The sequence below is a fragment of the Mariniflexile sp. genome, assembly GCF_041583155.1.
Classification (GTDB): domain Bacteria; phylum Bacteroidota; class Bacteroidia; order Flavobacteriales; family Flavobacteriaceae; genus Mariniflexile.
Genome location: NZ_JBFHGK010000017.1, coordinates 35777 through 57147 on the forward strand (window position 1 = coordinate 35777; position 21371 = coordinate 57147).

Annotated in this window: 20 protein-coding genes; 11 read left to right on the forward strand and 9 right to left on the reverse strand. The window is 34.2% G+C overall.

Annotation, left to right across the window (positions count from 1 at the left end):
- The first annotated feature begins 3 nt into the window (after positions 1–3).
- The 3 genes from ABYI63_RS08370 to ABYI63_RS08380 all read left to right on the forward strand — a co-directional run bounded on the left by ABYI63_RS08370 (position 4) and on the right by ABYI63_RS08380 (position 3440).
- Positions 4–1641 carry a pyruvate dehydrogenase complex dihydrolipoamide acetyltransferase gene (locus tag ABYI63_RS08370; RefSeq protein WP_372755409.1) on the forward strand — a complete coding sequence of 546 codons (1638 nt, stop codon included), beginning with the start codon at positions 4–6 and terminating at the stop codon, positions 1639–1641.
- A gap of 94 nt (positions 1642–1735) precedes the next feature.
- A complete protein-coding gene (locus ABYI63_RS08375; RefSeq protein WP_372755411.1) occupies positions 1736–2764 on the forward strand; it encodes a M20/M25/M40 family metallo-hydrolase in 1029 nt (342 codons plus the stop codon).
- Positions 2757–3440: an SDR family NAD(P)-dependent oxidoreductase gene (locus ABYI63_RS08380; protein WP_372755413.1), complete on the forward strand. Its 684-nt coding sequence runs from the start codon at positions 2757–2759 to the stop codon at positions 3438–3440. The genes ABYI63_RS08375 and ABYI63_RS08380 overlap by 8 nt, the downstream gene beginning before the upstream one ends.
- Positions 3441–3448: 8 nt before the next feature.
- Here ABYI63_RS08380 and ABYI63_RS08385 read toward each other — a convergent pair whose 3' ends face one another.
- The gene (locus tag ABYI63_RS08385; protein ID WP_372755415.1) at positions 3449–4024 is read right to left on the reverse strand and encodes a hypothetical protein; all 576 of its coding nucleotides are present in this window, start codon (positions 4022–4024) and stop codon (positions 3449–3451) included.
- 201 nt (positions 4025–4225) lie between these two features.
- Here ABYI63_RS08385 and ABYI63_RS08390 point away from each other — a divergent pair, with 201 nt between their 5' ends.
- Positions 4226–7471, forward strand: coding sequence for a T9SS type B sorting domain-containing protein (locus tag ABYI63_RS08390; RefSeq protein ID WP_372755417.1), 3246 nt, complete (start codon positions 4226–4228; stop codon positions 7469–7471).
- A 3-nt stretch (positions 7472–7474) separates the two neighbouring features.
- Positions 7475–8110 (forward strand): HAD-IA family hydrolase, encoded by a 636-nt coding sequence (locus ABYI63_RS08395; protein WP_372755419.1) that lies wholly within the window; start codon positions 7475–7477, stop codon positions 8108–8110.
- 206 nt (positions 8111–8316) lie between these two features.
- Here the strand turns inward: ABYI63_RS08395 and ABYI63_RS08400 are convergent, their stop codons facing one another.
- The 5 genes from ABYI63_RS08400 to ABYI63_RS08420 all read right to left on the reverse strand — a co-directional run bounded on the left by ABYI63_RS08400 (position 8317) and on the right by ABYI63_RS08420 (position 12849).
- Positions 8317–9204 (reverse strand): dienelactone hydrolase family protein, encoded by an 888-nt coding sequence (locus tag ABYI63_RS08400; RefSeq protein WP_372755421.1) that lies wholly within the window; start codon positions 9202–9204, stop codon positions 8317–8319.
- Between the two features lie 25 nt (positions 9205–9229).
- Positions 9230–10096, reverse strand: coding sequence for a prolyl oligopeptidase family serine peptidase (locus ABYI63_RS08405; protein WP_372755423.1), 867 nt, complete (start codon positions 10094–10096; stop codon positions 9230–9232).
- A gap of 100 nt (positions 10097–10196) precedes the next feature.
- Positions 10197–11072: a sterol desaturase family protein gene (locus ABYI63_RS08410; RefSeq protein ID WP_372755425.1), complete on the reverse strand. Its 876-nt coding sequence runs from the start codon at positions 11070–11072 to the stop codon at positions 10197–10199.
- Positions 11073–11148: 76 nt separating this feature from the next.
- Positions 11149–11628 carry a monoheme cytochrome C gene (locus ABYI63_RS08415; protein ID WP_372755427.1) on the reverse strand — a complete coding sequence of 160 codons (480 nt, stop codon included), beginning with the start codon at positions 11626–11628 and terminating at the stop codon, positions 11149–11151.
- Positions 11629–12849, reverse strand: a complete 1221-nt coding sequence (locus tag ABYI63_RS08420) for a sulfite oxidase (protein WP_372755429.1) — start codon at positions 12847–12849, stop codon at positions 11629–11631.
- 141 nt (positions 12850–12990) lie between these two features.
- On the opposite strand from ABYI63_RS08420, the gene ABYI63_RS08425 reads away from it, so the two are divergent.
- Complete coding sequence (locus ABYI63_RS08425) at positions 12991–13671, forward strand: hypothetical protein (RefSeq protein WP_372755431.1); 681 nt, start codon at positions 12991–12993, stop codon at positions 13669–13671.
- A gap of 92 nt (positions 13672–13763) precedes the next feature.
- On the opposite strand, the gene ABYI63_RS08430 is transcribed toward ABYI63_RS08425, so the two are convergent.
- Complete coding sequence (locus ABYI63_RS08430; protein WP_372755433.1) at positions 13764–14627, reverse strand: alpha/beta hydrolase fold domain-containing protein; 864 nt, start codon at positions 14625–14627, stop codon at positions 13764–13766.
- A gap of 18 nt (positions 14628–14645) precedes the next feature.
- Positions 14646–15239: an FMN-binding negative transcriptional regulator gene (locus ABYI63_RS08435; RefSeq protein ID WP_372755435.1), complete on the reverse strand. Its 594-nt coding sequence runs from the start codon at positions 15237–15239 to the stop codon at positions 14646–14648.
- Positions 15240–15303: 64 nt separating this feature from the next.
- Here ABYI63_RS08435 and radC point away from each other — a divergent pair, with 64 nt between their 5' ends.
- The 4 genes from radC to ABYI63_RS08455 all read left to right on the forward strand — a co-directional run bounded on the left by radC (position 15304) and on the right by ABYI63_RS08455 (position 19093).
- On the forward strand, positions 15304–16002 hold the full coding sequence (gene radC, locus ABYI63_RS08440; RefSeq protein ID WP_372755437.1) for a DNA repair protein RadC: 699 nt from the start codon (positions 15304–15306) through the stop codon (positions 16000–16002).
- A 95-nt stretch (positions 16003–16097) separates the two neighbouring features.
- Positions 16098–17405 (forward strand): polysaccharide deacetylase family protein, encoded by a 1308-nt coding sequence (locus tag ABYI63_RS08445; RefSeq protein ID WP_372755472.1) that lies wholly within the window; start codon positions 16098–16100, stop codon positions 17403–17405.
- Between the two features lie 76 nt (positions 17406–17481).
- Positions 17482–18171 carry a YjjG family noncanonical pyrimidine nucleotidase gene (locus tag ABYI63_RS08450; RefSeq protein WP_372755439.1) on the forward strand — a complete coding sequence of 230 codons (690 nt, stop codon included), beginning with the start codon at positions 17482–17484 and terminating at the stop codon, positions 18169–18171.
- 43 nt (positions 18172–18214) lie between these two features.
- Positions 18215–19093 carry a hypothetical protein gene (locus ABYI63_RS08455; RefSeq protein WP_372755442.1) on the forward strand — a complete coding sequence of 293 codons (879 nt, stop codon included), beginning with the start codon at positions 18215–18217 and terminating at the stop codon, positions 19091–19093.
- A 48-nt stretch (positions 19094–19141) separates the two neighbouring features.
- Here the strand turns inward: ABYI63_RS08455 and ABYI63_RS08460 are convergent, their stop codons facing one another.
- On the reverse strand, positions 19142–20419 hold the full coding sequence (locus ABYI63_RS08460; protein ID WP_372755444.1) for a replication-associated recombination protein A: 1278 nt from the start codon (positions 20417–20419) through the stop codon (positions 19142–19144).
- A gap of 220 nt (positions 20420–20639) precedes the next feature.
- On the opposite strand from ABYI63_RS08460, the gene ABYI63_RS08465 reads away from it, so the two are divergent.
- On the forward strand, positions 20640–21371 hold the full coding sequence (locus tag ABYI63_RS08465) for a rhomboid family intramembrane serine protease (RefSeq protein ID WP_372755446.1): 732 nt from the start codon (positions 20640–20642) through the stop codon (positions 21369–21371).

Below are 21371 nucleotides of genomic sequence, written 5' to 3' on the forward strand. Positions count from 1 at the left end.
GTTATGGCAGAAATTATAAATATGCCGCGTTTAAGCGATACGATGGAAGAAGGAACGGTCGCAACATGGTTAAAAAAAGTAGGTGATAAAATTTCTGAAGGCGATATTTTAGCTGAAATTGAAACTGATAAAGCAACAATGGAGTTTGAGTCTTTTCATGAAGGAACTTTGCTTTACATTGGTATTCAGGAAGGTGAAACGACAAAGGTCGATGAGCTTTTAGCTATTATTGGTGAGCCAGATGAAGATATTTCTGGAATAATAAACGGTGGTGGAAGTGATGCTAAAAAAGCACCTGCCCCAGAAACAAAAGAAGAAGCTAAAGAAGAAGAAGCTCCAGTTGAAGCAAAAACGGAAGCTGCTCCAGCGGCCGAATTACCTGAAGGCGTTATAGTAGTAACTATGCCACGATTAAGTGATACCATGGAAGAAGGTACTGTGGCAACTTGGCTTAAAAAAATTGGCGATACTGTAGCGGAAGGTGATATTTTAGCTGAAATTGAAACAGATAAAGCTACCATGGAATTTGAATCTTTCCAATCGGGTACTTTATTGCATATAGGTTTAAATGAAGGTGAATCGGCAAAAGTAGATTCATTATTAGCAATTATAGGTCCTGCAGGAACAGATGTTTCTGGTGTTGCCGCTAATTTTTCTGCGTCTGCGGCTCCTGCTAAAAAGGAGGCTCCAAAAGCAGAAGCACCTAAAGCGGAAGCTCCAAAACCTGAGGCTCCAAAAGCGGAAGCTCCAAAGGCAGCAAAACCTGCAGCAAAATCTGCTACTAATGGTCGTTTATTTATTTCTCCTTTAGCTAAAAAAATTGCTGAAGAGAAAGGAATAAATTTAAACCAAGTACAAGGCTCTGGTGAAAATGGACGTATTGTAAAAACCGATGTAGAGAATTTTGTTCCAGCAGCAGTAGGTGGCGCATCAGTTGGTAAATTCTTACCAACAGGCCAAGAAGATTTTGAAGATGTTACCAACTCGCAAATGCGTAAAGCGATAGCTAAAGCATTAACAAATTCTAAATTCACAGCACCTCATTACTACTTAAGTGTAGAGTTCGATATGGAAAATGCAATTGCATTCCGTACACAGTTCAATACCATTCCAGATACTAAAATATCTTATAATGATATGGTCGTTAAAGCTTGTGCATTAGCTTTAAAACAACACCCTCAAGTAAACTCTCAATGGTTTGCAGATAAAATGCGTTTAAATAATCACGTTCATATTGGTGTTGCAGTAGCTGTGCCAGACGGATTGGTTGTTCCTGTAGTTAAGTTTGCAAACGAGCAAAGTTTACCTCAAATAGGTGCTGCCGTAAGAGAACTTGCTGGTAAAGCTAAAAACAAAAAACTAACGCCTGCAGAAATGGAAGGTAGTACGTTTACAGTTTCTAACTTAGGTATGTTTGGAATCGATACATTTACATCGATTATCAACCAACCAAATTCAGCAATTCTTTCTGTTGGAAATATTGTTGAAAAACCAGTAGTTAAAAACGGGCAAATTGTAGTTGGAAATACTATGAAATTGTCTTTAGCATGTGATCATAGAACTATTGACGGTGCAACGGGTGCTCAATTCCTTCAAACTTTGAAAGGATACATTGAAAATCCTGTGACTATGTTAGTATAATATACTCCTGCTAATGCAGGAAACACACAATATAAAAACCTGTTTCATATTATTGAAGCAGGTTTTTTTTATCTTTAAACTCAAAAACCTTCAAATGAAAAAAATTTCAATTCTATTAATCATCATATTTTCGTTTGGTTGTAAATCTTCAACGGTTGTAATTAATAATGAAGATGCTAGTCAAAATATAATTCCAAAACCTTCAAAAGGTGATGTTATTATGGCTTCTTCTTTAAATTCTGATAAGCGATATTTGGTATCAAGTGAAGAACTTAAAAACATAGTTGAATATATGGCTTCTGATGAATTGAATGGTAGAGATACTGGTTCAGAAGGTATTGAAAAGGCTGCCATATTCATTGAAAACAGCTTCATGAAAAGTAATATTAAACCTTATTTTACAACATATCGGGATAGTTTTAATTTAAAAGGTGTTAATGCCTATAATATTGTAGGTTTTATTGAAGGGACTGATGCAACTCTTAAAAAAGAAATTGTAATTATAGGAGCTCATTATGATCATATTGGCACTGCGAAACAGGTTAATGAAGATATTATTGCAAATGGCGCCAATGATAATGCGGCTGGAACCAGCGCTGTTTTAGAAATTGCCGATTATTTAGCAGCTACTAAAAATAACAAACGAAGTATTATAATTGCTTTGTTTTCTGCTGAAGAAAAGGGGCTTAAAGGTTCAGAACATTTGGCTGAAAAGCTTAAAGCCCAAAATATTAATTTATATACGATGCTTAACTTCGAAATGATTGGGGTCCCATTTACCGATAGACCTTATGAAGCGTTTATAACTGGTTTTGAACTTTCTAATATGTCGGCTAAAATAAACGAATACACGAATACTAGTCTTACGGGCTTTTCTGAAGTAGCTAAAAAGTACGATTTATTTAAACATTCTGATAATTATCCTTTTTATCAAGCGTTTAAACTACCTTGTCAAACTATTTCCAGTTGCGATTTGTCCAATTATAATTATTATCACCATGTAGATGATGAAGCCGATAAATTAGACTATAATCACATGGAACGTTTAATAAATAAACTATTACCTGCCATTGAAAGCATGTGTAATACGCCAACCAAAGAAATTAAAATGAACAATGAGTAAAAATATTATTATTACGGGGACCAGCAGAGGCATTGGTTATGAATTGGTACAATTATTCGCTAAAGCAGGACATCAGATATTAGCGCTTTCGCGGAATGAAAAGCCCGTTCAAGATTTAAAATTAGCTAATGTGACTTCCTTTTCCTTTGATTTAAATGATTCTGGAGCCTATAAAAAAGTAGAAAATTTTATTGATAGTGACTGGGAGCATGTGGATGTGCTAATTAATAATGCTGGTGCGTTATTGAATAAACCCTTTTCTGAAATCACCATGGAGGAATTTGAATCGGTTTATAAAACCAATGTGTTTGGAGTCGCTGAATTAACAAAAATTGTTTTACCATTCATGAAAAAGGAGAGTCATGTCGTAACCATAAGCTCTATGGGAGGCGTACAAGGTAGTATGAAGTTTCCTGGGCTTGCAGCCTATAGTTCTAGTAAAGCAGCCGTAATAACCCTTACAGAATTATTAGCAGAAGAATATAAAGCGTCTGGAATTTCGTTTAACGTTCTAGCATTAGGGGCGGTGCAAACTGAAATGTTGGAGGAGGCATTTCCTGGTTATATAGCCTCCACGTCAGCCTTAGAAATGGCGCAGTATATTTTTGATTTTTCGCTTAACGGGAATAAATATTATAACGGTAAATTGTTGCAGGTATCTAATTCTACCCCTTGAAACAATTATTACTTATTTATTGGAAAAGAAAAACTAACTGCCAAGGCTCCAGAAAATTGTTCTACAGAAGGGTGGTCATAATAGGTGGCTGCAATTTCAACGTCATGGTTTCTGCCTAATGCTAATCCCAATGAATAAGGTATGTGCATAAGCAAACCACGTTCTTTTTTGAAAAAAGAAGGCGTGTTGGTTTCAAACGAACCGAGAGAAGCACCAACACCTAGTTCAATAAATGGCGCAACCCACGGAATTGGTGCGCATATGCGTGCCTTTCCGCCTAATAATATGGCTTTAGATGTTACAGAATATCCTGTTAAATTTATATCTGTGTTGTTTTTACTAGGGTTAGTAATTACAAATCCTGCGTAGGGTCTTAGGCCAATCCACTTTCTAAAAGCATAAACATACTCCGCTTGTGCATAAAACCCTGTTCCTATAATGTTATAATTTTCATAGGGCGCACTCATACCATAACCTATTGATGCTTGTATGAATTCGCCTTTTTGAGGTTGGGCACCAGAATAATTTGAAAGGAATAATATTAAAAATGTAACAATTGAAATATTACGAAAAGACGCTTTCATGTAGATGGATTTTAATTATGTAATAATATTAATATTTTAAATAATAATTATTATATCAATTGTAAAAATTTTCTTGAATTGTACGTGTATGAAAAATAGTTTTAATATTTTTAAATTAAATTTCAATAGTTAAGTTTAGGCTTTTTTATTAGAAAACGCTTTAACTACTGGTTGTAACCCATACCTTTTGGGCCATAAATTATGATTAAAAGACTACTATATATTCCATTCTTGCTATTTAGTTTTTTGTTGCCTGCCCAAATTACATTGACACATAATATAGGTACAACACCAATTCAAACCGATATGAGTTCCTGTGAGTTTGCTCAATCTTGGGCACGGGCTTTTAAATTAGAGGATTTCGGTGTGTCTGGAAAGAATAAATTGGTTATCAATTCTGGTCAAGTTGCCATTTATAACTCCTTAGGAGGATCTAGCTTGCAATTCAATATTTATAAAATTGATTCAAATTTTCCAAATACGTATTCAAATACAAATCTTATTGGAAGCAGCCAAATTGTGGGAATTCCTGTTATTGGAGCAAACCCCGAAATAATTCAGGTTGATTTTGATGTTCCTGTTGTAATTCCGGATGGCGTAGAGCGTGTTTTAGTAGAAGTTAGAAAATTTTATGATGTTAATAAACAGGATACATCCGTTGCCTATATAGCTGGAACGGCTTATGATAATGATGTTTCATGGTATTGGGGATGCCATAATGTGTATTCTCATACGGCTACTGAAAACCTTAATCCACCGTCTTATAATGCTAATTTTTATATAAATGTTACAGGAACGCTTTTAAATATAAATGATTTGGGTTCCGATATCATGTTAACACATAATCTTTGCGATGATGTTGTAAAGGTGAATCAATATAGTTGTAGTTGGGGTGGTTTAAAGTATGCTAGAAGATTCATTTTGAAGGAATTTGGTGTTTCAGCTAATGAAGAATTTATAATTGATAGGGGGCAGGTAGCTTTGTCTAGTGTTGGTGTTTACGATGCTAAAATTCAATTCAATATCTATAAAATCGATGATAATTTTCCAGCGTCGTATTCACAAACTGATTTATTAGGTAGTAGTCAGGTAATTTATCTTCCTGGTTTCAGTACAGGTGGACCTAGAATTTTCGAAGTATTATTCGGTACACCAATAACGGTTCCTGCGAATGTAGATAAAATACTTGTTGAAGTGTATAATTTAGGTAGCTCCAGTAGTGCTGGTCTTGTTTTTATTGCAGGAGGAGCTCAAAATAATGATATTTCTTGGTTAAGGTCGGAGGCCGGAGGCTGTCCGCCATTTCAGCAATATACAGCCACTACCAATCCAAACATTAATTATTTTATTAACGTAACCGGAAAAACAAAACATGTAACCAACAACTTTGAGATGAATGTTTCAAATATTTGTTCGGAGTTTTTAAAGGAATTTAGTGTAGAGAATAAAGCAAATGTAGCTTTAGTATCATGGGATTTTGGTGATGTAGCTTCAGGAGCAGCTAATTTTTCAACAGATTTATCACCGTTTCATGATTTTTCACAAGATGGAGAATATACTATTACTGCTAATGTAACAGCTAAAGATGGGAGTATAGAAGTATTAAAAGAAACAATTGATGTTAAGGAACCCCCTCAAGCTTACGGTATTAATAATATATACGCCTGTGAGGATAATTATGGAACAGGAATTTCTTCAAGTTTTGATGTTTCAGCTATTCATTCTCAGGTGCTTAATGGAAGAACCGATGTGGTAGTTACTTATCTTGATGGTAGTGGAAGAAAAATGGCTAGTCCCATGCCAAATACCTTAACAAATTCTATTAAAAATAGAGAGACTATCAGTGTTCGAGTGGCATATAAAGATGAACCTTGTTGTTATTCTGAAACCACTTTTGATTTAATTGTGAATGCCTTACCTAAAACAAAAGAGGTTACAGATGTGATTATTTGTGATGACGATTTTGATGGGATTGGCTTGTTTAACTTTCAAAAAATAAAGGACGAAATTATAGGAGTAGAAACAGATATAAATGTTAGATTTTATCATCAAAATGGAAAAGAAATACTGTCGGATTTAACTTCAGTATCCAATATGATAGCTAATGAAGAGCTAATTAAAGTAATAGTTAAAAATAGTAATACCGAATGCTTCTCAGAAACTACTTTTAAACTAAGGGTACTTTCGTTACCTATGGCCAATACATTGCAAGAATTAGTAGGTTGTGACGATAATAATGATGGTATTTCGGAATATTTTGATACTTCAAACATTCAATCTCAAGTTTTAGGAAATCAAATAGGAATGGAAGTTTCTTATTTTAAATCGGATGGAAGTCCATTGCCAAATCCATTACCAAATCCATTTACTAATACGGTTTCCAACCAAGAGATAATTACTGTAAGAGTTACAAATAGTTTAACAAAGTGTTTTTCGGAAACAACATTAGTTCTTAAAACAGCTTCCAAGCCTCAAATTAGTAAGCCGGAAACCATTTATGCTTGTAATGATGGTGAAGGTTATGGGCTCTTCAATATGTCTTTGGTAGAAAGCCAACTTATAGGCAATCAAAATGGATTAAAAATACAATATTTTGATGCTAATAATAATCAGTTACCAAATCCGTTGCCTTTCGAATATAAAAACACAACGGCTTGGTTTCAAACAATATTTGTTAAAGTTGAAAATGAATTTAACAGCCTGTGTTATTCGCAAACTAGTTTTGATTTGGTTGTAAATGAACTGCCTCTCGTAACTATTGAAAACGCTTATTTTTTATGTAATCTAGAGCCTTCAATGCATTTAATTGTAGAGGACTATTTAGATTATTATGCGTGGGAATATCAAGATGGGACTGTTATCTCTAATTCCTATGAAGTTAATTTAGTGGAAGCAGGAAACTATAAGCTTACGGTTGGCGAAATTAAAAACGGTATTTATTGCGAAAATAGTTTTCATTTCAAATTAATTCGTTCCGAGCTTCCTGATATTGTTAATGTTGATTTTCAAGAATTGTCTGATGCTAACTTTATAACAGTAAATGCAACGGGCGATGGCGATTTTGAATATTCAATTGATGGGATTAGTTTTCAAAACAGTAATACTTTTAAAGATGTTTTAGGGGGTGTTTATACCGTTTTAGTAAGAGATAAATTAGGTTGTGGCGAAGATTTTGAAAAAGTAACGGTTATTGATTATCCTAAGTATTTTACCCCAAATAATGATGGTGTGAATGATACTTGGCATATAAGAGGTATTGCAGAATATCCTAGTGCAGAAATTTTTATTTATGACCGCTATGGTAAGCTTTTAAAACAATTAAGTACAAACAGCTTGGGTTGGGATGGCACTTTTAGAGGTGAAAAAATGATTTCAACCGACTATTGGTTTATTGTAAAATTGAATAATGAAAGTGAATTTAAAGGGCATTTTGCTTTAAAAAAATAACTTATGAGTAAATATAAATGCATCATTTTTGATTGTGACGGGGTGTTGGTAGATAGCGAGCCTATTAGCATTCAAATTTTGGTGAATATGGCGAACAGTTACGGTGCTTCAATCGATTTAGCATACGGAATGAAACACTTTAAAGGTAGTTTTATGTATGAGTGTATTGAAAAAATATCAAAGTTAACTAAAGAAGCTTTACCAGACACTTTTGAAAACGATTATAGGAAACAAAGTTTTGAAGCCTTTAAAAAGGATATGAAGCCTATTGAGGGAATAAAAAATGTTTTAAATGAACTAACCATACCTTTTTGTGTGGCTTCCAGTGGCCCAGAGAATAAAATAAAACTAAATTTAGAACTTTCTGGTTTGTTGCCTTATTTTGAAAACAAGATTTATAGTTGTTACACACTTCAAAAGTGGAAACCAGATCCAGCCGTGTTTTTATGGGCAGCAAAGGACATGGGTTTTAGTCCAAATGAATGTTTAATTATAGAAGATAGCCTATCTGGTGTGAAAGGTGCTAAATTAGGTGGTTTTGATGTGTTTGGATTTACAGCGCATGATTATAATAACGAACTTAAAGCAGTTGCAACTAAAACCTTTGGTAATATGGCAGAACTGTTAAAATTGATATGATTTTTTCATTCAGATTTAAATTCTTTTTTTATTCCTCATTGAGATATAATTGAAGGCTTAAACAGAAAAGTTCCTGAAATCACTTAAGGATTTCTTAAAATATGGCAGTTCGTAGAAGAAGGTGTTGGGAAAAGTATCCTAACCCCATTCTTCATAAAGCAAAATTTCAGAATTTTTTCTTGTTTTACATGTAGTTTTATTAAAAGCTACTTCAGTTTTTCTTTAAAAAAGGCAATCGTTCTATCCCAAGCTAAGGTTGCTGCTTCTTGATCATAACGTGGGGTAGTGTTATTATGAAACCCATGATTTACCTCTGGGTAGAAATGCGCAGCATATTCAATATTATTAGCTTTTAATACAGTTTGGTAAGCATCCCAACCTTCATTCACACGGGTATCTAAGCTTGCATAATGTAATTGAAGAGGAGTTTTAATTTTTGCAGCTTCCTCTGCGGTGGGTTGCCCGCCATAAAAAGGTACTGATGCTTTAAGTGTTGGTATGTGAACCGCCATCATATTGGCTATCCAACCGCCAAAACAGAACCCCACAACACCAATGTTGCCATCACAATGTTCATGATTGCTTAGGAAGTGAAAGGCAGCAATAAAGTCTTCGAGCATTTCGTTTCGGTCGCGTTTTTTTTGAAGTTCCCGTCCGTCGTCGTCGTTACCAGGGTATCCTCCTAACGGACATAGAGCGTCCGGTGCTAAAGATATAAAACCATCAAGAGCAACACGTCTTCCTACATCTTCTATATATGGGTTTAATCCGCGATTTTCATGCACTACAATAACACCAGGTAGTTTGGTTTTAGTTTTCTCTGGCTTAGTTAGTAGTCCTTTTATCGTGCCACCTCCTTTTGGGGAAGAATAGGTGATGTACTTAGAATCTAAACGTTCATCATCTGGTTTTACCAATAGGGTATCAATATAGTTTGGAGTCATGAAACTAAGTAAGGATGATACAGTAATGCCCCCAATGGCATATAGCGATAACTTTTCTACAAATTGACGTCTGCTAATTTTATTGTGGGCATAGTCATCATACAGGTCAAAAACATCTTGATTTATATCTTCCTTTGCTAGTTTTTTCATAACGATATGTTTTTAAATTTCAATATTATAGCCCTAAGTTATTTAAAAATTCCCAAAGTTGTTTACTAATCATTTCATTTTGTTCAGTGCTAAATTTTCCATGGGCACCATCTTGAATAGTAATAAATTCAGTTTTGACTCCTTTAGCTTTTAATGCGTTGTAAAGAATTGTAGATTGGTTGTAGGGTACAATAGGATCGGCATCTCCGTGAATTATAAAAACAGAGGGGCTTTGGGTATTTACGTAATGTATTGGTGAAACTGACTGAACAAAGTGTTCGTCGTTATATTTTGTTCCCAACCAGTTTTTGGCTGATTTCCAAGTTGCCAGCGGTGCTAAATCGCTAACGCCGTATTTGTTTATTATTGCTGTAACTTTAATGGGTTCGTCATAACTGCAATTGTAGTCAAAACGGTTGTCGCTTCCTAATAAGCCTGCCATAAGCGCCAAATGGCCACCGGAGGAAGCCCCCATGATCACAATTTTGTTGGTATCAATATTTAATGTTTTTGCATTTTTGATGATGTATATTAATGCACATCTTACATCCTCAATAGCTGCTGGGGCTGGGGCAATATGCACTAAGCGGTATGCTACATTAGCTACGGCGTAACCATTTTTAAACCAGGAGCCAAAACCTGTTTGAGATTCTTTTTCGCCGTGGTTCCAGCCGCCACCGTGAATATTGATTACGATTGGTGTTGGTGCTTCGGCTTTCGGATTAGTGTACAAGTCCATTTTGCCGTCCCAACCATTAACCCTTGTGTAAACAACGTTTATTTGGGTTAGATACTCATCCGGAACATTTACTGGGTTGTGTTTTTTTTCCTGCGATAATGATGTGCCAATACTTAAAAAATTAAAAAGTATGAAATATAGGAGTTGTTTCATGTGTGTTCAAAACTGATGTATTTTATTCAGTTTTACACTCCTAAGATATTTAAAAATATCTAAAATTTTTGTTTATCCCAGTGTTAAGCTTTTTCTGAAATTATTTTTGTCCCTTTTTGAAGCCGTAAATGTTTTGATGAAAAAAATCTTTTGGAAATTTATCATCACCTTTAAACCCTATTTCAATGGTTCCGCTGTCTTCAGGGATGTAGTTTGTTTTAAATATATAATCCCAAAGGCTTAAGCTAATGCCATAATTTACGCCATAAGTTCCTTTTGGTAATACGTACGCATGATGATATAGATGCATTACCGGATTATTGAAAATATATTTTAGTGGTCCCCAAGTTATTTTTATGTTGGAATGATTTAAATGCCCTATGGTTATGGCAATAAAGTGAACTATATAAGCTTGTTCTGGTTCAAATCCCCCAAGTAACATAACTCCAAAAGTTTTTAAAGGTTTGTAAAAAATGTTTTCCATCCAATGGTATCTTAAATGCGCAGCAAAGCCCATTTCTTTCACGCTATGATGTACCTTGTGAAATTTCCATAAAAATGCATACTTATGCAATAGTACATGAGTGAACCATTGTACAAAGTCAAGAATGATGAAAAAAACCAGTAATTGTGCCCACATTGGCCAGGTTGCTATATCTATAACGGCGAAACTTTTAGCCGTGATATTTAATTCTCCAAATAACACCGCCAACATATTATAAACACCACTTATAACAATAGAAAAGAGGAAAAAATTAAAAAACATGTAAAAGGCATCTAGCCAAAAATCTTTTCTAAAGATGGCCTGTTCTTTTCGCCAAGGAAAAGTAATTTCTAATAACCATACAAGGATGGAAATTAGGGTAAGTCCCCAAAAGTAATTCGTGTACCATGGTACTTCGAAAAGTATCGATTTCCAAGTCCAGCTTAGAGTGCCGTTAAAGGCAGTTGAAAAGGCGTCTAAATATTTTTCCATAATATGCTAATTTATGTGTTAGAATAATAATTCGTGCGTTTTTAAAACTTATTTTTTTTCAATATGAATAAAGAGACTAATCCTTTAATTCATACCAATCAATGTTTGTTAAAATTTCTCTTCTTCCTTTATCTTTTGGAGGATAATTTGTTACTAAATAGTTTACAATAATCTCTTGATTCTTACCAAGCTCCCAAAGATTTTGTGTTTCCTGCATCCATTTAATAGTAGCGTTCCATCGTTCGGTATTCATTCTATTTTGAATTAATAATTTGGATGAATGACAATTGGTACAATTATTAACCACCGTCATTAAGCCTTCTGCATCAATTAATCCAGTTCTTATATGTATGCCATTTTCAATTTTGTCTTCATCTTCCTCTACACTAATAGGAGTGCTAACAATTGTTTCAGTTTGGGTTTCAAAAGTAAAAAAGCCTGGATTGATAGTGTAGAACACCAGCATTCCTCCAGTGATGAGAAGCAAACCAAAAAATAAAAATAATATGCGATATACTTTTTTTATTTGTTTCCTGAAAAGTGCTTCTTTAGACATTTAATTAATTTTTACAGCAATTCTGTGACAAGCATTATTTAAATACCCTTTTGGATTCCAACCCGGTAATAACATTGGTTGTGAAGTGCCTTTACTATCGGTGGCTCTAGCCCAAATCTCATAATATCCTTTTTTAGGTAAATTTACCGATGCTTTGAAATGTTGCCATGCAAATCGGTTTGATGGTTTTTCAATATGACAAGATTTCCAGGTAGCTCCAAAATCTATTGAGTATTCCATTTTGGCAACTCCCAAATCGCCTGCCCAGGCATGCCCCCTTATGTTCAAAGCTTTACCTTCTTTTAGTATGGCACCAGATTTAGGATAGGTAATTATCGATTTTACGGGCATTGACTCAATAATACACATGTCTTCATCTTTAACTTTTTCTCCTGGTGCAACTGGTTCACACGGTACTCTGTATGCATCTCCAGTCATTTTCGGGCCATCATGAATTTTGTTTCTTACGCTGATTCTATTTACCCATTTTCCCGAAACCGAAGCCGGCCAACCTCCAATAATCAAGCGAAGTGGATAACCATGAATGAGTGGAATATCATCTCCATTCATTTTAAATGCCAAAAGAGCTTCGTCTTCTAAAGCCTTCCAAATGGGGCAACCCCTAGAAATTGGTTCTTTGTTTGGGTCCATGCTAAGGTGTAAATCCGTTGCATGATAGCCGATATATACTGCACTTTTTTTTATGCCAACATCTTTTAAAACATCTCTTAATCGCACGCCCGTCCATGAAGCACAATGAACTGCTCCAACCGTCCATTGATTTCCCTTTGCGGGAGGATTAAATTCACTTCTACCATTACCGCCACATTCTAAGGTTATTTGATAAGTGTGCTGCTGAAATTTAGTTTTCAAGTCGGCTAAAGAATAGGTTTTTTTATTAATTACAGATTCGCCATCAAATGTCAGAGTCCACTTGTTGGCATCATTATCTTTTGGAACCAAACCGTTATTTCTTATAAACATGCAAGAATTTGGTGTGATTTTATCATCCAGTAAATGGGCTTGTGCCTCCATGTTCCAAGGTTTATCGTTAAGCACAATCATGTCTTTATGCTTGTTAAACATTTTAAATGGATCTGGATTTTGTAGTGCCAACGGACTATAACCTTCCATTAGGCGAGAACCAAAAACTATCTCTGCTCCAATTAAGGTTGCAAAAGTGCTTAACGTTGCTTTTTTAGCGAAATCTCTTCTATTCAAAACAAGTGTTTTAAAGTTAATTATTGGATAATCAAAACCTTATGAAGTTACAACTTATTATAATTGAATACTGTAACAAAAGTTACAATGAAATCCATGTTGATATCGTAAATTGTGTAATTGCTTAAAAAACTGAAAGTTATGGTTAAAAATTTCGAAACTAAATTTACTGGTTGGGCATTTATAGTTGCTGCAATCTTATTGTGGGGTGGTTGGGGGCTTTCTTCACATCATGTCGGGGAATATTTTGTGGTTTCAGATTTTGAAGCCATAGGCGAAAATGTATGGTACTGGATTTGGATGTATAGATTTCATATTTTTGGTTGGGTTACTATGGCAATTTCGATGTTTGCATTGGTATCCATAATAGCTAGAAAACCTTATAGAGTTTTAGTCTTGCCCGGAGCAGGAATGATAATTGTAGGTACGTTTACAATAGCAATTGCAGCTGCTTATTATTACAACTATGGAGCTTGGGGTGTAGGGCAAACTGCAGGAAAATCTTCAGAAGAAATTCAAGAATTTATGAATAGCATTTTATATACTAACCAGTACGTTACTTGTTTTGTGCGTTTCGGACGTATTTTTTCCGGTGTTGGTTTTGTGCTGTTAGGGACTGCCTTTGTAAAATGGCATTTGTTGGCTAAATGGTTAGGATGGTTTACTATAATATTCGGACTTGCAGCAATGGGTGTTATTATGATGATTCCTAATAATTTCGAAGTTTACAAGCCCTTATTTCATGTAAAAGTTATATGGTTAGTTGTAATGGGTGTAACTTTATTAATAAAAGGTGTTAATCTGCCAGAATCAAAACCGTAAAATTCTAAGGAAATCAATTATATGAAAATGGCGTTGATGCAAGTGTAATCAACGCCATTTTTATTCAGTTTTTTTGTTATATGATTTCAATATTAAAGACCTAAGGCACTTAAAAATTTCCAAATACTTTTGCTTAACTGGATGTTTTGTTTTTTAGTGAAATTACCATGTTTTCCTTTTTTGATGGTTAAAAGTCGGGTTTTAACGTTATGGGCTTTTAATCTTTTATAAAGGATTACAGATTGGCTGTATGGCACAATAGGGTCTGCATCACCATGTGCAATGAAAATAGGTGGACTGTTTTTTGATATGTAATTAATTGGAGAAACTTTCTTAACAAAATCGGCATCAATATTATTAAGTCCTAACCAGTCTCTTGGCGAATTTCTATAAGCAAGAGGGGTTAAATCTGTAACGCCATATTTGTCTATAATTGCAGCCACTTTTATGTGTTCGGAGTTTGGGCAATTACTATCAAAACTATTATTGCCTCCCAATAACCCGGCCATAAGTGCTAAATGGCCACCTGCAGAACCACCCATAATAACAATTTTTGATGTGTCAATATTTAATGCTACAGCATTTTCGTAAATATATAACAAAGCGCATCGAACATCTTGAATAGCTGCCGGAGCAGGAGCAACATCTATTAAACGATAGCCAACATTGGCAACGGCATAACCACGACTAAAAAAAGTGTCTAGTCCTGTTTGAGATTCTTTTTGGCCGCTTTTCCAACCTCCACCATGAATGTTAATCACTACAGGCGTAGGGCTTGTTGCTGTAGGGTTTATAAAAATATCCATGTAGCCCTTCCAATTATTGACTTGTGTGTAAAGAACATCAATTTCCGCCTTGTACTCTTCAGGGTAATCTACAGACGTGTATTCCTTTTCTTGAGCCAATAACAAGTTTGTGTAGCTAAAAATAGCCATGATTAGCATGAAATACTTCATATATGTTATTAATATGGGTTAAAATACGGTACTTAAAAAATGAGCAATACTTTCTTGGTTGGAACGGATTAATTCAGCCTTAGCATGTTCAATGTCTTGAGGTTTTTTGTCTTTAGAAAGTTTAAATTTACCCTCCCAGGAATTAATGGTGATTTCAAACATATCAATATAATCCAAAGCACCAAGCATTCGTGGGTTATCCGGCTCTAAAACATAGTTATGGTTTGGCTGTTCCAAAAATTCGGTCATTTTAATAAGCGAATCTTTTAAAGCTTCTTTACTTTCAATCGCTTTTACGGTTCCCTTTATGTGAACTTTAATATAATTCCATGTTGGCAACTGCGCAGTTGAAAAAATACTAGGAGATATGTAACATTGAGGTCCAGAAAACAAAATTGTTATCGGTTGGTTGTTTTTTAACAATTCAGCTTGAGGATTATTTTTGTCAATGTGTCCAATTAATTTGCCAAACTCATTGTAAACCAAAGGTAAATGAGTGATTATAGGTTCGTTGTTTTTTACAGAAATGAGGGTCGCTAGAGGATATGTTTTTATAACATCAACCATATGTTGAATGTTATTATCTTGATGTATTTTTGGTGGATAATTCAACTAGATTTACGTTTTAAATTTTTCACTTTTCACTTTTTAAAATTACAATTTTTATCTTTACTCAATGCAAGAAAAAAAAACCTCATTTTCAATAAAAAATTGGAGTCAAGACGACCAACCTCGAGAGAAGTTACTCAACAAAGGTAAGGCCAGTTTAAGCGATGCTGAATTGGTAGCTATCTTGATAGGATCGGGTAATAGAAACGAAAGTGCTGTAGAGTTATGCAAGCGTATATTAGCTAGTGTAGATAACAATTTAAGTAAGTTAGGAAAGCTTTCTATTAAGCAATTGATGCAATTTAAAGGCATTGGAGAAGCTAAGGCTATTAGTATTGCTGCGGCTTTGGAGTTGGGAAGAAGGCGGAGAGGCGAGGAGGCTCTGGATAATAAACAAATAACATCTAGTACATCTGTTTTTGAGTTGATGCAACCAATAATAGGAGAGTTGGAACATGAAGAGTTTTGGATTATATATTTAAATAATTCAAATAAGGTGATTCAAAAAACTCAATTAAGTAAAGGAGGGATAACAGGAACTCTAGTGGATGTGCGTTTGGTATTAAAAAATGCTTTAGAAGTTGGTGCTACCGGACTTGTATTGGCACATAACCATCCTTCAGGAACCCTAAAACCAAGTGAGGCCGACAAACAAATAACCAAGAAATTAAAGTTAGCTGCAGAAAGTTTGGATATAAAAGTGCTAGATCACCTTATTGTAACCGAAAATGCATACTTTAGTTTCGCTGACGAATCCCTGCTGTGAATAATTTCAGAATAACAATTTTCAAATTTCAGCTGGAAAATAAATCTTTTAATATTGTATTTTGGGGTTTTTAAAAATTGGATTTTAATAATAGTATGCTTTTAGTTTACACACATGCCATTACTCCTCGTTTCAAATATGTTTTTAAGCACATATGTACGCGAGTATTGGGTATTGAGGTTGCTTTTACCACAAAAATTGAGGAGTTTATTGCTCACGATAGCCTAAAAATATCCTACACCAAGCAACAATTAGGAAGCGAATTTTTCATTAAAAGCCATGATATTTTATTCGAACAGGGACTTAATGATATCGATCCAAATGTTCAAAAATGGGGACAAACCAAATGTTTCTTCTTTAATGGAGAAAAAAGCGCTATTCCGTTTGATATTTTTGCGGCATCTTTCTATTTACTATGTAGGTACGAAGAGTATTTGCCACACGTAAAGGATCAATATGGCCGATTTTTGGCAACCGAAAGCTTAGCTTATAAACACGGATTTTTACATCAACCTGTAGTTGATATTTGGGCATATAAGTTTAAGGATGCATTGCAAGCACAGTACCCAGAGTATGTTTTTCCAGAAAGAAGATACAGTGTAAAACCCATTATAGACATTCCAATTCCATATCGTTATAAATTAAAAGGTGTTATGCGGAGTTTTGGTGGTGTAATAAAAGATTTATTTGCACTAAAATTGAAAAATATATATACCAGATTTATGGTAATTTTTAATTTGCAACACGATCCTTTCGATACTTTCAAATATATAATCAACAGGCAAAAACAAAGTAAATTTAAATTTTTGTTTTTCTTTTTAATTGGGGATTATTCAACTTTCGACAAAGGTATTAATCCTAACAAAAGGAAATTTGTGTCGCTTATAAAACACGTTGCTGATTATTGTGAAGTTGGATTAAAAACATCGTTTTTTTCCATCGATAATTTTTCTATTATGAAAAAAGAAAAACAAAAAATGGAAGATATTTTAAATAGCACACTAAAAGCATCTCGCCAATCGTTTTCTAAATTAAACTTACCAGAATCTTATAGAAACTTGATAGAATTAGAAATTTTAGAAGATTACACCATGGGCTATGTAAATCATAAAGGATTTAGAGCTGGCTCCTGCACGCCATTTTTCTTTTACGATTTAGATTATGAAGTTCAAACACCATTAAAGGTATATTCGTACCATCTTATGGATTATGTTTTATTAAAAAACCACTCCTTATTGGATAAAAAGAAAACCTTAAACGAAATTATTAACGAAGTAAAACAAGTAAATGGTGAGTTTATACCTGTATTTCATAATTATACTTTTAGTGATATTGAGCGTTGGCAAGGGTTTAAAGAATTATTTAATATTATTTTGGAATCAGGAAATGAATCCAATGATTGAAATAGCCGATAATTTAATTTCCCGAAAAAAATAAATAAAGAAGGACAAATTACCTGTAAAACAATAAAAAACAAACATGAAAATTAATGGCATAACAGATGTTTTTTTTGATTTAGATCATACCCTTTGGGATTTCGATAAAAACTCTGAATTAACTTTGGATAAAATTTTTAAACTTAATTCTATTAGCGTAGATTTAAATGAGTTTCTTTCTCATTACCGAGATATTAATTTTAGATATTGGAAGCTTTATCGCGAGGCAGAAATTGACAAAGAAGTATTGCGCTTTGGGCGCTTAAAAGACACATTTACAGCTGTTAATTATCATGTTGAAGATGAGATGATTAAGCAGCTTTCAATTGATTACATCACTTACCTTACCGATAATAATTTTTTGTTTGAAAATGCCGTTGAAATTTTAGACTACCTAAGCTTAAATTATAATCTACATATATTGTCAAACGGTTTTGAAGAAGTACAATACAGGAAATTGACTAAATCGAATATTCATCATTACTTTAAAACAATTACAAACGGGGAAGATATTGGGGTTAAAAAACCGCATCCTCAAATATTTTATCATGCTTTGGAAAAGGCTCAAACCGATGTAAGTAGAAGTATAATGATTGGTGACGGTTATGAAGCTGATATTGAAGGTGCGCTTAATGTGGGAATGGATGTTATTTACTTTGACACCAATAACATAAAAAACAAAACCACAGTGAAACAAATTGCAGCTTTAATTGAAATAAAAAACTACCTATAAAAATGTATCTTTACAATTGAATTTTAAATTAAACTTTATATAAATGAAACTTAAATATATTACAATACTTCTGGTATTTTTTACCGCTTCAAACCTATTTTCTCAAAAGAATTTGAACAACTACAAATATGTAATTGTTCCCGTTAAATACGATTTTTTAAAAGAAAACGATCAGTTTCAACTAAACTCACTTACCGAATTTTTGTTTAAAAAATATGGTTTTACACCATTGATGGAAGGTGGTAGTTATCCTGCTGATTTGCTTAAAAACAGATGTTTGGCTTTAAAATCCAATTTAATTAAAGATTCTGGAATGTTTAAAACCAAGTTGGCAATTGAGCTTAAAAATTGCAACGACCAAATTGTTTATACTTCAGAAATGGGAGAGAGTAGGGAAAAAGAATATCAACGCGCATATACAGAAGCTTTACGTAGTGCTTTTGAATATATTGAAGCCCTAAATTATAAATACGTGCCAAGTGAAGTTACAAATCTAGCAGGCTTGCAAGAGGTTGAGGTTAGTAGTGAGGCATCAAAAGAAATAGAAAGACTAAAACAAGAAATTGCAAGTATTAAGAACGCTAAGGAACTTGAGTCTAAAAGTAATGTTGTTTCTGATAAAACTGTGAATGCAACAGTTGAAAAATCGGAACCAAAAAAAGTTATAAAAAAAGAGGCTGAAATTGTAGCACAATTAAAAAAAGCGGAAACAGGTATTTTATATGCGCAAGCTATTGAAAACGGATTTCAATTAGTAGATAGTTCTCCTAAAGTGGTTTATAAGATTAAAAAAACGAGTATTGCCGATGTGTATTTGGTAGAAAACAAAGATGCAACGCTTTACAAGAAAGATAATATTTGGGTTTTAGAATATTACGAAAATAATGTTTTAAAACAAGAAGAACTTAACATCAAATTTTAATTATTGTAGTTGTGGGTTGTATTTAACAACTCACAACTTTACAAGTAACTAATAGCCATATTTATCTTTCCATCTTAGTTTTAAAAAAGCTCTATCAGTATTTTCTCTGCTATTATTCCCAGGGTCATAAAGCTTTGTGTTTTTTATGGCATCTGGCATAAACTCTTGGTTGGCAAAGTTATTTTCGTAGTTGTGAGCGTATTGGTAATTGTCACCATAACCTAGTTCTTTCATAAGTTTGGTTGGCGCATTTCTAATTTCTAAAGGTACCGATAAATCACCAGTTTGTCTTACTAATTGTTGCGCCTTGCCTATAGCCATATACGCAGCGTTACTTTTAGGGGAACAGGCCAAATACGTAGCACATTGGCTTAGTAAAATTCTAGATTCTGGGTAGCCTATGGCGGTAACCGCCTGAAATGTGTTATTCGCAATAACTAAGGCTGTTGGGTTTGCGTTTCCAATATCTTCGCTAGCCAATATTAGTAAGCGTCGGGCAATAAACTTCACATCTTCACCACCTTCAATCATACGAGCCAGCCAATACACTGCGGCATTTGGGTCGCTGCCTCTAATCGATTTTATAAAGGCCGATATAATATCATAATGTTGTTCGCCTGTTTTGTCGTAACGCGCCGTATTATTTTGAATTTTTTCAGAAACTAAGGCATCCGTAATTGTAATATCATCCGAATTTTCAGAATTCACAATCAATTCAAAAATATTCAACAGTTTTCTGGCGTCACCACCCGATAGCCTTAAAATAGCATTGGTTTCTTCAAGTTTAATGTTTTTTTTAGATAAGTAGACATCGGTTTTAATGGCCCGTCTTAAAAGGGTCTCTAAATCAGTCTTATCAAAAGCGTTCAGTACATAAACCTGGCAGCGTGATAATAGTGCGGGAATAACTTCAAAACTTGGGTTTTCAGTTGTAGCCCCAATTAAAGTAATCCAGCCTTTTTCAACAGCTTGTAATAATGAATCTTGTTGCGATTTACTAAACCTATGAATTTCATCAATAAACAAAATAGGGTTTTTGGTAGTAAACAATCCGCCGCTTTGTTTCGCTTTGTCAATAACATCACGTATATCCTTCACTCCCGAATTTATCGCACTCAAGGTAAAAAAAGGTCGGCCAGATTCCGTTGCAATAATGTTCGCCAATGTGGTTTTACCTGTGCCTGGAGGTCCCCAAAAAATCATTGATGGAATTAATCCTTGTTTTATATGTTGAGTTAGTGTGCCATGGGTACCAACCAAATGGGTCTGACTCACATAGTCGGCTAAAGTTTTGGGTCTCAAACGTTCGGCTAAAGGCTCATTCATACTGTAAAATTAATTAATTCCTATTAAAACTGGAGTCTCCTTGTAATTAAGTTTTATTTATTTGGCGTGTCCCCCGAAAAAAAATCGGGGGTCGCGCTTTTCGTTGCAATCTTTTTGTTCGTGCCTCACAAAAAGGATTTCCACTACAATCGCTCACGCATCTGTCTGCCATTTTAGCATTCACATCAAATATGGATAACTATTTGTTATATTTAGGCTTATGAAGAACCAAGATCATTTCAAATTTTCAACAGGTGTTATTGCTTACCCAATAGCATTTGTACTAACTATATGGTTGGTGTTTTGGTTTGAAGTACGTTTTAGGTTTCATTTTAACGATTATGGCATTTACCCTCAAACCCTAAAAGGACTTCGAGGTGTTTTTTTTAGTCCTTTTATTCATGGAAGTATTCAGCATTTGTATCATAATACAATACCGCTTTTTGTATTGTCCATGGCATTGTTTTATTTCTACCGTCCTATAGCTTGGAAAGTGTTACTCTATGGTATCTTGCTATCCGGTTTTTTAACTTGGTTCATTGGCAGGCCTTCACACCATATCGGTGCGAGTGGGCTAATTTATGTTTTAGTAAGTTTTATTTTTTTTAAAGGGGTTTTAGCAAAACATTATAGACTCATTGCTTTGTCGCTATTAGTAGTTTTTCTTTATGGAAGTATGATTTGGTATGCCTTGCCGCTAGAAGAAGGTGTGTCGTGGGAAGGTCATTTGTCGGGGCTTGTTACGGGATTGGTATTTGCCCTTATTTTCAAAAAATCGATAGCAAAACCCAATAAATTTGAATGGGAATCGCCAAATTTTGTAGATGCCGATGATCCCTTTTTAAAGCACTTCGATGAAAATGGTAACTTTATTGAACATTTAGAACCCGAAAAAGAACAGGGGCAACCAGATGTAATTTATACTTATAAAGAAAATAATAATTCAGAATAA